The following is a 14,480-nucleotide window of genomic DNA, read 5'->3' on the forward strand; positions in this document are numbered from 1 at the left end:
TCATAGCCGAGTAGTACTAATAACCCATAGACTTATGTACGCTTCCCGAGCTTCGGCTCGGGAGACACTCTTTTTTTCTTGTACTGAACTTGTTTCAGAATCTAATGAAACTTACAATATTATTTTACCATATGTTAACTTATTGCAAGCCTTGCTTGCAGTTGTTAGCTTTTAGTCTTTAGACGTTAGTTTTTTACTAACGACTATCAACCAATAACTAATAACCAAATTCTTAGGGTGGTTATAGCATTGGGGCTCACCTCTTCCCATACCGAACAGAGAAGTTAAGCCCAATAGCGCCGATGGTACTGCATTTTTGTGGGAGAGTAGGTCGCTGCCTTTCTTTAAGTTTCTGACTTATCAGAAATTACAAAACCTCATATCATACGATATGAGGTTTTTTTTAAACTTCTTTTTAGTTTTTGTTATCGTTGCTTTATTATATACATTAGTATAATTATAAATAAATTGGAGACATTACAATGACTATCCATACATAATTTAATAAAAAAACTCATCAATTCTATTGATGAGTTTTTTAAGTTTGGAATAACCTCCAAGATATATTTTGTTTTGTACTACATTGCAACTAAATCTCCTGTAATATCTTTAGAAGGTAATTCAGATTTTCCCATTAAGTATAAATCTACTTGGCGTGCAGCTTCTCTTCCTTCTGAAATTGCCCAAACAATTAACGATTGTCCTCTACGCATATCACCTGCAGTAAAAATATTTGGAATATTGGTTTGGTATTTTCCATATTCTGCTTTGTAATTAGAACGAGCATCTGTTTGAATACCTAATTTATCTGCTAATGTATTTTCTGGACCTGTAAAACCTAAAGCTAAAAGAGCTAAATCACAAGGCCAGGTTTTTTCTGTACCTTCTATTTCAATTAATTGAGGTCTTTGACCTGGTACCATTTTCCATTCTACATTCACAGTTTTTAATGCTGTTAATTTTCCGTTTTTATCTTTAACAAATTCTTTTGTATTGATTAACCAATTTCGTTCTACACCTTCTTGATGAGAAGATGAAGTTTTTAATTGTAGTGGCCAAAAAGGCCATGGAGTTGAAGCAGATCGCTCTCCTGGGGGTTTTGGCATAATTTCGAAATTAACCACAGATTTTGCTCCATGTCTGTTTGATGTTCCAATACAATCCGAACCAGTATCTCCACCACCGATTACAATAACATTTTTATCAGTAGCCATTATCTGGTCTTTTACTTCTTTACCAAATAATACTTTTGTTTGTTGTGTTAAAAAATCCATTGCTTGTACCACACCATCTGCATCTATACCTGGAGTTGGTAAACTACGTCTTTCTGTAGCTCCACCACATAAAACAATACTGTCAAAGGCTTTTAAATCTTTCACTTCATAATTTACTCCAACATTTACATTGGTTTTAAAAATGATGCCTTCTGCTTTTAAAATTGCAATTCTACGATCTATTATTTCCTTTTCCATTTTGAAATTTGGAATTCCATATCGTAATAAACCACCTACTTCATCATCTCTTTCAAAAACAGTGACTGTGTGACCAGCTCTGTTTAATTGCTGTGCTGCAGCTAAACCAGCAGGTCCAGAACCTACAATAGCAATAGTTTTTCCTGTTCTACTTTTCGGAGGTTGTGGTTTTATCCATCCTTCTTTAAAAGCTCTTTCTACAATATTTTTTTCTATATTTTCTATTGAAACTGGATTTTCAATAATACCTAAAACACATGATTTTTCACATGGAGCAGGGCACAAACGACCTGTAAACTCAGGGAAATTATTTGTAGAATGTAGTATCCATGAAGCTTTTTTCCATTCACCTTGATGTACCATGTGATTAAAATCTGGAATTAGATTTCCTAACGGACATCCACTGTGACAGAAAGGTATACCACAATCCATACAACGTGAACCTTGTGTTTTTATCTCTTTTTCTGAAAGAGGAACTGTAAATTCTTTATAGTTTTTTACACGATCTTTTACAGATGTATATTTTTCATCTTGTCTATCAAATTCTTTAAATCCTGTTACTTTTCCCATGACATTATGTTGTTGTTAATTCTTCTACCATTGGTTCTTCTGTTCTTAAACGCTCTAAAGCTCGTTTATATTCAGTAGGCATAACTTTTACAAAGTTTTTTATGCTTTTTTTCCAATTTGAGATTAATTCTGTTCCTTTTTTACTGTCTGTATATAAAACGTGTTTTTCTATGATTGCTTTTAATTCAGCTGCTTCTTCTTCTAAAATTTCTTCGAATTCTATAGTTTCTGTATTACAAAGGCCGTTTACGAATTTATTTTCAGGGTCATATACATAAGCAATTCCACCACTCATACCAGCAGCAAAATTACGTCCTGTTTTTCCTAATACGATTACTTTACCACCCGTCATATATTCACAACAGTGATCTCCAACACCTTCTACAACTGTAGTTGCACCAGAATTACGAACTGCAAAACGTTCTCCAGCAATACCGTTTATATATGCTTGACCATCTACAGCACCAAATAAACAGACATTACCTACAATAATATTGTTTTCTGCTAAAAAGTCTGCTTTTGCAGGTTTTTTAATAATTAGTTTTGCGCCTGATAATCCTTTTCCTAAATAATCATTTGTGTTACCATCTAAGGTAAATGTTAACCCATGTGCACCAAAAGCACCAAAACTTTGACCAGCTGAACCTGTAAAATTAATATTTAAAGTATCTTCTGGTAAGCCTAAATGACCATAAATTTTAGAAATTTCATTACTCACAATTGCACCAACAGTTCTGTTTGTGTTTTTAATTGGGTAATTTAAATTCATTTTTTCTTTACGATACAAGGCTCTATGTGAATCTTTTAAAATAGTAAAGTCTAATACATCTTCTAGATTATGATCTTGTTGTTCTGTATTGTTTACAGTCATTTTTCTATAAGATGAAGGTCTGTGTAAAATACTTGATAAATCTAATCCTTTTGCTTTATAGTGTTTAATAGCTTTATTGGCGTTTATTTTATGAGTTTGACCAACCATTTCAGCAAGTGTTCTAAAACCTAACTGTGCCATTATTTTTCTTAATTCTTCAGCAATATAGTAGAAGAAATTAATAACATGTTCTGGAGTACCCTTAAAGTTTTTGCGCAACTCTTTATCTTGCGTAGCAATACCAACAGGACAGGTATTTAAATGACATTTACGCATCATAATACAACCAGAAGCTACTAAAGGTGCGGTTGCAAAACCAAATTCTTCTGCCCCTAATAGTGCTGCAATTGCAACATCTCTACCTGTTTTTAATTGTCCATCACATTCTACAACAATTCTACTTCTTAAATTATTTAAAACGAGTGTTTGTTGTGCTTCTGCTAAACCAAGCTCCCAAGGTAAACCAGCGTGTTTTAACGATGTAAGAGGTGATGCTCCTGTACCACCATCGTAACCAGAAATTAACACTACATCTGCTTTTGCTTTGGATACACCAGCAGCAATTGTACCTACACCAACTTCTGAAACTAATTTTACATTAATTCTTGCTTCGCGATTTGCATTTTTTAAATCGAAAATTAATTGAGCTAAATCTTCAATTGAATAAATATCGTGGTGTGGAGGAGGAGATATTAGACCTACAAAAGGTGTTGAGTTACGTGCATTTGCAATCCAAGGTAAAACTTTGTAGCCAGGTAATTGACCACCTTCACCAGGTTTTGCACCTTGTGCCATTTTAATTTGAATTTCTTTGGCATTTGTTAAATAATGAGAGGTAACACCAAATCTACCAGAAGCAACTTGCTTTATGGCAGAGTTTCTACTATCTCCATTGATATCTTTTTGAAAACGTTTTCTGTCTTCACCACCTTCACCTGAATTAGATTTTCCTCCAATTCTGTTCATGGCAATGGCTAAATTTTCGTGTGCTTCTCTAGAAATTGATCCATAGGACATAGCACCCGTTTTAAAACGTTTGACAATTTCTGTCCAGGGTTCTACTTCTTCTAAAGGAATAGGGTCTAGGTTATCAAATTGAAACAAACCACGAATTGTCATTAACTCTTCTGCCTGCTCGTTTATTGCTTTTGCATAAATATCATAGCTTGCTTGATCACTTAAACGTACTGCTTGTTGTAATTTAGAAACGGTTGTAGGGTTAAATAAATGGCGCTCGCCATTTCTTCTCCATCTGTAGTCTCCACCAATATTTAAACCTAAGTTTTTATCAATTTGATTGTCTGGATATGCTTGTTTGTATCTGTTAGCTATTTCTTTTTCTATCTCATATAAACCTATACCTTCTATTCTTGATGCTGTATAAGGAAAATATTTTTCTACGAATTGAGAGTTGAAACCAACAATTTCGAAAATTTGAGAACCTCTGTAAGAATGTAATGTTGAGATTCCTATTTTGTTCATCACTTTTAAAAGACCTTTACCAATAGCTTTGTTGAAATTGTCAACCGCTTTTTGCTCGTCCATATCAGTAATAAAGCCTTCTTTTACCTGCATTCTTATGATTTCATTAACCATATAAGGATTGATGGCACTTGCGCCATAACCAAATAAAGTTGCAAAATGATGTGGTTCACGTGGTTCTGCAGATTCAATAATAATGTCGAAATAAGAACGTTTTCTTAATCTATTTAATTGATGATTTACAAAAGAACATGCTAAAAGAGCAGGAATTGGTGCAAATTCTTGATTAACACCTCTGTCTGAAAGAATAATAATATTACTTTTATTTTCAATAGCTTTTTCTACTTGTAGAATTATATTGTCTAAAGCATCTTCTAATCCGTTTAAACCTTGACTTTTTGGATATAAAATTTGGATAGTTTCTGCTTTAAAACCATCAATATCGATACTTCTAATTTTTTCTAAATCTGGATTAGATATTACAGGATTTTGAATTCTTAGCTTTCTACATTGTCTTTCTGTAATGCTAAATATGTTTCTGTCTTTTCCTAAATTTAAGCTAATGTCTGTTACAATTTCTTCGCGAATACCATCTAAAGGTGGGTTTGTAACTTGTGCAAATAATTGTTTAAAGTAGTTAGAGATTAATTGAGGTCTGTCTGATAAAACAGCTAATGGAGTATCAATACCCATAGAACCTAAAGCCTCTTTACCTACTTGTGCCATTGGCGTAATTACTTCTTGAATATCTTCAAAAGTATAATTAAATAAACGCTGGCGTGTTTTAATATCAATAGTTTCTATTGGGCAAGTATCGCCTGTGTAAGGCACATCTTTTAAATGCAAACGTGTTTTGTCTAACCATTTTTGGTAAGGTCTTTCTAAAACAATTTTTGCTTTTATTTCTTCGTCTTCTATGATTCTACCTTCATTCATATCTACCAAGAACATTTTTCCTGGTTCTAATCTACCATGTCTTTTTACGTCTTCTGGGTCAATATCTACAACCCCAATTTCTGATGACATGATTAATTTACCACTTTTGGTAACGGTATATCTAGAAGGTCTTAATCCGTTTCTGTCTAATAAAGCACCTATATAATCACCATCTGTAAAAGGTACAGACGCTGGTCCATCCCAAGGCTCCATAATGCACCCATTATATTCATAAAAAGCTTTACGCTCTTCAGACATGTTTTTGTGTTTTTCCCAAGCTTCAGGAATCATCATCATCATAATTTCTGGTAATGAACGACCTGTGTGTGTTAATAGTTCTACAACCATATCCATGGATGCAGAATCAGATTTACCTGGTAAAATAATTGGGAATAATTTTTCTATTTGCGGACCAAAAACATCACTTTTCATGATTTCTTCTCGAACACGCATTCTACTTACATTTCCACGTAACGTGTTTATTTCTCCATTTTGACACATAAATCTAAATGGTTGTGCAAGTTCCCAGGTTGGCATTGTATTGGTAGAAAAACGTTGGTGCACTAATGCCAAACGTGTAACTAAATCTATTTCTTGAAGGTCTTTATAGTATGGACCAATATCTTCTGGCATAATAATACCTTTATAGATAATGGTTGTTATTGATAAACTAGAAACGTAAAAGTAGTTACTTTCAGAAATTTTAGAATTTCTAATCTCGTGTTCTGCTATTTTACGAGCAGCATATAATTTTGCTTTAAAAGTAGCTTCGTCTATCTCTTCATTTTTACCAATAAAAAGTTGCTCTATATTTGGTTCTGATGCCAATGCAATTGCACCTAATTGAGAGGAATCTACAGGAACTTCTCTCCATCCTAAAATAGAAAGACCTTGGTTTTTTATTTCGTTTTCAAGTGTTTTTTTACAAAAATCATATTGATTTGTTACTTTAGGTAAAAACACCATTGCAACGGCGTATTCTCTTTGTTCTGGGATAGAAAAATCACAGACTCTTTTAAAATATTCGTGAGGTATGTCTATTAGTAAACCAGCACCATCACCAGTTTTTCCATCAGAACTTACACCTCCTCTATGTTCTAGTTTTACTAGAATTTCTAGAGCATCATGTATAATTTGATTTGTTTTGTCTCCATTTAAATTACAGATAAATCCTGCACCGCAATTTTCGTGTTCAAATTCTGGTAAATATAAGCCTTGTTTCTCCATGTCGTATTCAATTATATCTACAAAGCTATGTATTTTGTTGAATATAATTTAGTTTTTGAACTTATTTGATGTAATTTTTATGATGAAAATAAAATAATCGTATAAATAGTTTAATTATAATAATTATAGCGTGTTTTTTTAAGAAAATGATAATAAACATAAAAAACCTGCAAATATTGTTATTTGCAGGTTTAAAATAAAATGAATTTTTATTTATTAATGCTCGTTTAGGCGAAAATCTGGATAAGCATCCATACCGTGTTCATGAACATCTAAACCTTCTAACTCTTCTTTTTCACTAACTCTTATTCCTATTGTCTTTTTTAAAGTAAAAATAATAAGAAATGATGTTATTAGACAAAATACAGCATAGGAAGCAACTCCTATTAATTGACTTAAAAATTGTTCTACACCAGCTAGGTTTCCAAAAATACCAACAGCTAAAGTACCCCAAATTCCACAAATTAAATGGACTGCTATTGCACCAACAGGGTCATCTAATTTTAATTTATCAATAATATTTACAGCAAATACAATTAAAGCACCTGCAATAGTACCAATTAAAATGGCATCCATTGGAGACATTTGATCTGCACCAGCAGTGATACCAACTAATCCACCTAAAATTCCATTTAAAAACATTGTTAAATCTAAATTTTTATACATAATTGTAGATACTAAAGCTGCTACAACACCACCTGCTGCTGCTGCTAAACAAGTGGTTACTAAAGTTAAAGATGTTAAAGTTGGGTCTGCAGATAATACAGAGCCACCATTAAAACCAAACCATCCTAACCAAAGTATTAAAACGCCTGCAGTTGCTAATGGGATGTTGTGACCAGGAATTGCTTGAGGTTTTCCGTTTTTAAATTTACCAATTCTTGATCCTAAAAGACATACCGCTACTATTGCTGCCCAACCACCAACAGAGTGTACTAGAGTAGAACCTGCAAAATCATAAAAAGGAGTATCTAATTGATCTAAAAAACCGCCACCCCATTTCCATGAACCAGCTATTGGATATACTAGGCCAACATAGATTAGTGTAAAAATCATAAAGGGAACAATTTTCATTCTTTCTGCTACAGCACCAGAAACTATTGTTGCTGCAGTGGCTGCAAACATTCCTTGAAACAAGAAATCTGTCCAATATGTGTATCCTTCATTATAAGATAAATCTAAGGCACCATCTTTTAGTGGAGCTGAAATTCCGAAAATAAAATCTCCTAAATAACCAGATGCATTTGCTCCCCAAGTTGGGTACATTAAGTTAAAACCAACTAAGGCATATAATAAAAGCCCTACAGTAATAATAAAAATATTTTTAAATAAAATATTGATTGTATTTTTTTGTCTTGTTAAACCAATTTCTAAAAATGCAAATCCTAAATGCATAAAAAAAACGAGTGCTGTACAGATCATCATCCATACGTTGTTTGTTGTAAGTATTTCCATGTTGCTTTGTTATATTGATTTTTTCTTTAAAGTTTCACCACCTTTTTCTCCTGTTCTAATTCTATAAGCTTCAGTGATATCTGAAACAAATATTTTACCATCGCCAACATCTCCAGTTGCTGCAGATTTTAAAAGGGCATCAATAGTAATTTGCTCAAAATCGTCATTTACTACTATAGATAGGTATCTTCTTTGAATATCGCTAGTACTATAACTTACACCTCTATATACATGAGCTTCTTTTTCGTTACCAAGACCAGTAACATCCCAATAAGAAAAAAAGTTTACATCTACATCGTGAAGTGCTTCTTTTACCGTTTTAAATTTGGATTTTCGAATAATTGCTTCAATTTTTTTCATGATAAAAAATTATTATTTTTATTAAATTCACTGCAAAATAAAAAAAAATATATGTGCCTTAGTTTGAGTGAATTCCATTATTTATTTTTTTTAAGGTATATATTTTTTTTTCTATAAAAATTGAAGATTAATTTTATGGAATAAAAAAAACACACAGTTTAAACTGTGTGTTTTTTAAATATTCAATAAAAATTTAAAATGTTTAATTATTTGTCATCTTCAAATTCTCTTACTCTTTTTCCTGGATAAGCAATTGACCCATGTTCTGAAATATCTAAACCTTCTATTTCTACTTCTTTAGTTACACGTAGTCCCATAGTAGCTTTTAATATAGCTAATATGATGAAAGATAAAGCAACAGCCCAAATTGCGTAAGCTAAAACGCCAATTGCTTGAGCGCCTAATTGAGCAGCACCACCACCATTGAATAATCCAATACCAGTATCACCATCTACACCCCAAAGTCCAATTACTAAAGTACCCCAAGCACCTGCTACACCGTGAACTGAAGCTGCACCAATAGCATCATCAATTTTTAATTTCTTTTCGATAAACTCAATTGAGAAAACTACTAAGATACCACCAATTAAACCAGCTAATACAGCACCACCAGCAGTCATATTACCACAACCCGCAGTTATACTAACCAAACCAGCTAAACAACCGTTTAAAGTTTGTCCTAAATTAGGTTTACCATACCAGATCCAAGTTGTAATTAAAGCACCTAAACCACCTGCAGCAGCAGCTAAGTTTGTAATTAAAACTACAGTAGAGGCACCAGTTGCATCATCGCCACCCCAAGCTAGTTGAGATCCACCATTAAAACCAAACCATCCAAACCATAGGATAAATACCCCTAATGTTGCTAATATTTGGTTGTGACCAGGTATAGGAAATACTTTACCATCTACATATTTTCCAATTCTAGGACCTACCATAAATGCAGCTACTAAAGCAGCCCATCCACCTACAGAGTGTACAATTGAAGAACCTGCAAAATCAATAAACTCTGCGGGCATAATTCCTTCAGTGTCATTTAACCAACCACCATTCCATTCCCATCCTCCAGAGATTGGGTAGATAATAGCGGTCATAATTAAAGAAAATATAATATAAGTTGTATATTTTGTTCTACCTGCTATTGCTCCAGATACAATTGTTGCTGTTGTTGCAGCAAACATTGTTTGGAAGAATAAATCGGCTCCTTCTCCTTGAAATAATCCACTCCAGAAGAACCACCCATTAGATGTGTCTCCGTACATTAAAGAGTATCCAACCAACCAAAAAGTAATTGAACCCACACAAATGTCTAGCAAGTTTTTCATTGCTATGTTAACTGCGTTTTTAGATCTTGTCATGCCAGATTCTACTAATGTAAATCCTGCTTGCATTAAGAATACTAAGATACCTGCAATAAGCATCCAAAGCATTCCCATATCCCCATTTACTTGCTCTAAAACTTTAGCAGCTTCAGTTGCTGGGGCATCTTGAAATAATGTTAATAATAAACTCATAGTATATAATTTTAGTTAATAATCGGTTTTTCTTAGAAAGAGTATACTGCTGCTAGAGCAAAAGAGCTTAATGCTTTATCTCCAACAAAAGCTGCTTCTGAAGTAGAGTCTAATCTTAATTCTGGAATAATTGTTAAAGATCCTATGCTATAGTTTCCTGTTAGAGTAGTTGCAAATACGCTAGAATCAGCTACACCAGTTCCTATTGCTCCAAAATCACCATCTTCTATAAAATATTCTGTTCTTAAACCGATTTTAAAAGAGTCTGATGTTGCGATTTGTGGATATAATGCTGCTCCATAAAAACCTGGGCCATCATCACTACCACTTAAATAAGCAGCGTTGATTCCTAAGAAAAAGCTATTAGATACATCAAAACCACCTGTATAATCTATTTCAAAGAAAGCTGGATCTACTAATACGTTTAAATATTGTCCATAAAAACCTAACTGTGCTCCAAATGCGTAACTTCCATTAGGATTAAACTCTGTAGCGTCAGTAGGATTCATAACCGCTAACATTAACGAAGTATCTTCTCCTAAAGCAATATCTGCTTTAATACCAGTATGGCTAAATGGACCATAAGAGAATAAGTACGATGTACTATAGTTAAAGTTTGCAGTTGGAGAAATAACCTCATACCCTAAAAATGTATTAAAGTTACCCATTGTTAATGTTACTTTTTCGCTTACATTCCAGTATGCATATAATTGGTTTACAATTTGTGAGCTTCCAACTGGAGATCCGAAAACGGCATCTACACCTCTTGGGCCATATACCATATCTGCTACAAAACCAACTTTTTCACCTTCATAGCCAGCAATTACATTAATCATACCTAAAGCAAAACCAGGTTGGTTTGCAAAAGAGCTTCCAGGAGCTGTGTCATAATTACCTCCACTGATGTTACCTCTAAAGTAAGTGTCAATACTACCACTTAACGTAAATTTTTTTTCTTCTTCTTGTGCGTTTACTATTAAACTACTTGCTAATAATAACGTAAAAATTAATTTTTTCATAATTGATGTTCTTTTTGTGTTTGTTAATTATTTGTTAATGAACTCGGGTCAAAAGTATATATAAAATTTTAACTGACAAGGGGTGTGTTTTTAAAAATTAGTTTATTTTTAATGATACCCCTCAAAAAAATAGGGGTTAAAATGAAATAAGTGTATTTTTAAACTAATGAGAGCTAAAAAATATTAGGTTCGTAAAAATAAAGTATATAATTTTAAGATATTCATAAAAATGCACCTTTTGTAAAAAAAAACACAATTATTGTATTTTTACACCCATGAAATATTCGTTTTCTTATATAATTTCTTTACAATTTCTTGGTTTTCGTTTTTCTGGATGGCAAAAACAAACAAATGCCAAAACTTTGCATGATATGGTAGATAAAACCCTGTCTTTTGTATTGGTTAATGCTGATTATAAAACCATTGGTATTGGAAGAACAGATGCTAAAGTGTCTGCAAACACTTATTTTTTACAGCTTTTTGTAAAAGAGAAGGTTGATGAACATCGTTTTATAGATTCTTTAAATTCTAATTTTTCTCCAGATTTTAGAGCTTTATCCATTAAAAAAGTAGCTACAAACTTTAATATTATTAAAGCGTCTAAGGTTAAAGAATATCATTATTACTTTTCTTTCGGAGTAAAAAATCACCCTTTTGCTGCGCCTTTTATTGTTAATATTGATGCTGAATTAGATATTGAAAGAATGCAAAAAGGCGCCAAACTCTTTGAAGGCGAACATTATTTTAATTTATACTGTACAAAACCTTCAGAAAACACAATTTTTAAAAGAACTATTGATAGTTGTGAGTTGGTAGTGAATGATGTTTTAAAAGCCAACTTCTTTCCAGAGCAATCTTATATATTAAAGGTGAAGGGAAAAGGGTTTTTGCGTTATCAAATCAGGTTGATGATGGCTACTTTGATAGAGCTTGGAAAAGGGAATTTAGATTTAGACTTTATTAAAGCTTCTTTAAAAGAAGATAATGATGGTGGATTTTTGAGAAATATAGCACCAGCCTCAGGTCTACAATTATTTGATGTGGAGTTAGAGTTGTAATAGTTAAGCAAATTGCGTAAGGGGTTGAAGAGTTTGTTTGAGTCCTCATGCTTTTTATTGTGAATGCAGTTCTAAAAGCCTAACCTGAAAGGTTGCTCTCTAAAAAAAAATCCACCTAAAAAGATGGATTATTGCATACTATATAATGAGTGTTTTTAAAATAGTTCTTAACTATACTCGAACTGATGTTTTTTATCCTTTAATAACGCCTCTTGAAATTACAATTTTTTGTATTTCTGATGTTCCTTCGTAAATCTGAGTAATTTTTGCATCGCGCATTAAGCGCTCTACATGGTATTCTTTTACAAAACCATTTCCTCCATGAATTTGAACAGCTTCTACAGTTTGTTCCATTGCTACTTTACTTGCGTATAATTTTGCCATGGCAGAAGACATGTCGTAATTTTTACCTTGGTCTTTTTCCCAGGCAGCTTTCATTACTAGCATTCTTGCCGCTTCTATTTCTGTGTACATATCTGCCAGTTTAAAAGCAATGGCTTGGTGATTGCATATTTCTGTGCCAAAAGCTTTGCGTTCTTTAGAGTATTTTAAAGCTAATTCGTAAGCGCCTGCGGCAATACCTAAAGCTTGTGCAGCAATACCAATTCTACCTCCAGAAAGTGTTTTCATAGCAAATTTAAAACCAAAACCATCATCGCCAATTCTATTTTCTTTAGGTACTTTTACGTCATTAAATTGTAGAGTATGTGTGTCTGAGCCACGTATGCCTAATTTATCTTCTTTAGGGCCAATGTGAAAACCTTCCGTACCTTTTTCTACAATAAAAGCATTAATACCTTTATGGCCTTTTTCTCGATCTGTTTGTGCAATTACAAGATACACGTCAGAGCGTCCGCCATTTGTAATCCAGTTTTTTGTTCCGTTAATTAGGTAATAATCTCCTTTGTCTATAGCGGTTGTTGCTTGTGATGTAGCATCTGATCCAGCTTCTGGCTCGCTTAAACAAAAAGCGCCAATTTGTTCTCCAGTAGCAAGTTTGGTAAGGTATTTTTGTTTTTGGTCTTCTGTGCCATAAGTTTGTAGGCCATAACAAACTAAAGAATTGTTTACAGAAACCATCACAGAAGCAGAAGCGTCTATTTTAGAAAGTTCTTCCATGACCAATACATAGGAAATGCTGTCCATGCCACTTCCACCGTACTTTGGATCAACCATAATCCCCATAAAACCAAGATCTCCCATTTTTTTTACTAATTCTTGTGGAAATTCTTGTTTGTGGTCTCTTTCTATAACGCCTGGTAACAATTCTGTTTGTGCAAAGTCTCTTGCAGCATCTCGAATCATTTTATGTTCTTCTGTTAAACTAAAATCCATTTTGTATATATTGTTATATTCGTAATTTAAGAACGTAAAGATATCGATTTCGTAACATATTTTCAATAGACTTTTATTATTTTTACACATATGAATAAAAAACACGTTTTTGCTTTAGGTTTAATGTCTGGTACCTCTTTAGATGGTGTAGATGTAGCCTATGTTAAATTTCATAAAAATAATTACTCAGATTTTGAAATCCTATTTGCAGATACCATATCGTATTCTAAAGAATGGAAACAGTTGTTGCAAAATGCTATTCGATTTTCTAAAAAGGAATTGGAAGATTTAGATATTACTTATGGTAAGTATTTAGGTAAAATTGTAAATAATTTTATTACAAATTACAAAATAGGCCCTATAGATTTTATAGCCTCTCATGGACATACTATATTACATGAACCAGAAAAAGGAATCACTTTACAGATTGGGAGTGGAAAACAAATAGCAACAATTACTAATCAAAAAGTGGTGTGCGATTTTAGAACTCAAGATGTAAAATTAGGTGGGCAAGGAGCGCCTTTGGTGCCAATAGGAGATGAGTTGTTGTTTTCTGAGTATGATTACTGCATTAATTTAGGCGGGTTTGCAAATGTTTCCTTTAGGAAGGGATCGCAAAGAATTGCTTATGATATTTGTCCTGTAAATATAGTTTTAAATTTTTACGTACATAAATTAGGTTTAGAATATGATGATGCAGGTAAAATTGCGGCTTCAGGAAAAATTAACAAACAACTTTTAGAAAGATTAAACGCTTTGTCATTTTATGAAAAAATCCCGCCAAAATCTTTGGGTTTAGAATGGGTTCAAAAAGAGATTTTTCCTTTAATAGATATGTATGAAAAGGATGTGGCAAACATACTGCGAACTTTTGCAGAACATGTTGCTTTGCAAATTGGGAAAATTATAAAAAATAATGAGGCAGTTTTGTTTACAGGTGGAGGTGTTTTTAATACCTTTTTAATGAGTGAAATTGAAAAATACGCCAACATTAAAATAACGTTAAAAAGTAACTTGTTAATCAATTATAAAGAAGCATTAATTTTTGCGTTGTTGGGCCTGTTAAAGATTGATAATCAGGTAAATTGTTTGCAGTCGGTTACAGGAGCTCAAAAAAACCATTCTTCTGGAGTAATTTTTACATCTTAGTTTTTAAATTAAATTATTTGAACAGTCATTTT

At 32.8% G+C, this 14,480-nt stretch carries 9 protein-coding genes and 1 rRNA gene; 3 read left to right on the top strand and 7 right to left on the bottom strand.

Annotated elements, in window-relative coordinates; translation table 11 throughout:
- Positions 1 to 233: 233 nt before the first annotated feature.
- A 5S ribosomal RNA gene (rrf, locus tag Q0662_RS07110) occupies positions 234 to 343 on the top strand.
- A gap of 235 nt (positions 344 to 578) precedes the next feature.
- On the opposite strand, the gene Q0662_RS07115 is transcribed toward rrf, so the two are convergent.
- The 6 genes from Q0662_RS07115 to Q0662_RS07140 form a co-directional block, all read right to left on the bottom strand.
- Complete coding sequence (locus tag Q0662_RS07115) at positions 579 to 2,042, bottom strand: glutamate synthase subunit beta (protein WP_298948283.1); 1,464 nt, start codon at positions 2,040 to 2,042, stop codon at positions 579 to 581.
- Between the two features lie 4 nt (positions 2,043 to 2,046).
- Positions 2,047 to 6,558 (bottom strand): glutamate synthase large subunit, encoded by a 4,512-nt coding sequence (gene gltB / locus Q0662_RS07120; RefSeq protein WP_298948284.1) that lies wholly within the window; start codon positions 6,556 to 6,558, stop codon positions 2,047 to 2,049.
- 216 nt (positions 6,559 to 6,774) lie between these two features.
- Entirely contained in the window at positions 6,775 to 8,013 is a 1,239-nt protein-coding gene (locus tag Q0662_RS07125) for an ammonium transporter (RefSeq protein WP_298948285.1), read from the bottom strand.
- Between the two features lie 9 nt (positions 8,014 to 8,022).
- Complete coding sequence (locus Q0662_RS07130) at positions 8,023 to 8,373, bottom strand: P-II family nitrogen regulator (protein ID WP_298948286.1); 351 nt, start codon at positions 8,371 to 8,373, stop codon at positions 8,023 to 8,025.
- A 206-nt stretch (positions 8,374 to 8,579) separates the two neighbouring features.
- Positions 8,580 to 9,887 carry an ammonium transporter gene (locus tag Q0662_RS07135; protein ID WP_298948287.1) on the bottom strand — a complete coding sequence of 436 codons (1,308 nt, stop codon included), beginning with the start codon at positions 9,885 to 9,887 and terminating at the stop codon, positions 8,580 to 8,582.
- A 32-nt stretch (positions 9,888 to 9,919) separates the two neighbouring features.
- Complete coding sequence (locus tag Q0662_RS07140) at positions 9,920 to 10,906, bottom strand: outer membrane beta-barrel protein (RefSeq protein ID WP_298948288.1); 987 nt, start codon at positions 10,904 to 10,906, stop codon at positions 9,920 to 9,922.
- A gap of 275 nt (positions 10,907 to 11,181) precedes the next feature.
- On the opposite strand from Q0662_RS07140, the gene Q0662_RS07145 reads away from it, so the two are divergent.
- Positions 11,182 to 11,964 (top strand): tRNA pseudouridine(38-40) synthase TruA, encoded by a 783-nt coding sequence (locus tag Q0662_RS07145; protein WP_298948289.1) that lies wholly within the window; start codon positions 11,182 to 11,184, stop codon positions 11,962 to 11,964.
- Between the two features lie 192 nt (positions 11,965 to 12,156).
- Here Q0662_RS07145 and Q0662_RS07150 read toward each other — a convergent pair whose 3' ends face one another.
- A complete protein-coding gene (locus tag Q0662_RS07150) occupies positions 12,157 to 13,299 on the bottom strand; it encodes an acyl-CoA dehydrogenase (RefSeq protein WP_298948290.1) in 1,143 nt (380 codons plus the stop codon).
- Positions 13,300 to 13,389: 90 nt separating this feature from the next.
- On the opposite strand from Q0662_RS07150, the gene Q0662_RS07155 reads away from it, so the two are divergent.
- On the top strand, positions 13,390 to 14,448 hold the full coding sequence (locus Q0662_RS07155; RefSeq protein ID WP_298948291.1) for an anhydro-N-acetylmuramic acid kinase: 1,059 nt from the start codon (positions 13,390 to 13,392) through the stop codon (positions 14,446 to 14,448).
- Positions 14,449 to 14,480 lie beyond the last annotated feature (32 nt).

The organism is uncultured Polaribacter sp. (assembly GCF_947503855.1).
Lineage (GTDB): Bacteria > Bacteroidota > Bacteroidia > Flavobacteriales > Flavobacteriaceae > Polaribacter.

What these genes read in the sequence shown, in the direction of transcription:
- Q0662_RS07155 (WP_298948291.1), top strand. Translation starts at nt 13,390, where the DNA reads ATGAATAAAAAACACGTTTTTGCTTTAGGTTTAATGTCTGGTACCTCT.
- Q0662_RS07150 (WP_298948290.1), bottom strand. Translation starts at nt 13,299, where the DNA reads ATGGATTTTAGTTTAACAGAAGAACATAAAATGATTCGAGATGCTGCA.
- Q0662_RS07130 (WP_298948286.1), bottom strand. Translation starts at nt 8,373, where the DNA reads ATGAAAAAAATTGAAGCAATTATTCGAAAATCCAAATTTAAAACGGTA.
- gltB (WP_298948284.1), bottom strand. Translation starts at nt 6,558, where the DNA reads ATGGAGAAACAAGGCTTATATTTACCAGAATTTGAACACGAAAATTGC.
- Q0662_RS07135 (WP_298948287.1), bottom strand. Translation starts at nt 9,887, where the DNA reads ATGAGTTTATTATTAACATTATTTCAAGATGCCCCAGCAACTGAAGCT.
- Q0662_RS07125 (WP_298948285.1), bottom strand. Translation starts at nt 8,013, where the DNA reads ATGGAAATACTTACAACAAACAACGTATGGATGATGATCTGTACAGCA.
- Q0662_RS07140 (WP_298948288.1), bottom strand. Translation starts at nt 10,906, where the DNA reads ATGAAAAAATTAATTTTTACGTTATTATTAGCAAGTAGTTTAATAGTA.
- Q0662_RS07145 (WP_298948289.1), top strand. Translation starts at nt 11,182, where the DNA reads ATGAAATATTCGTTTTCTTATATAATTTCTTTACAATTTCTTGGTTTT.
- Q0662_RS07115 (WP_298948283.1), bottom strand. Translation starts at nt 2,042, where the DNA reads ATGGGAAAAGTAACAGGATTTAAAGAATTTGATAGACAAGATGAAAAA.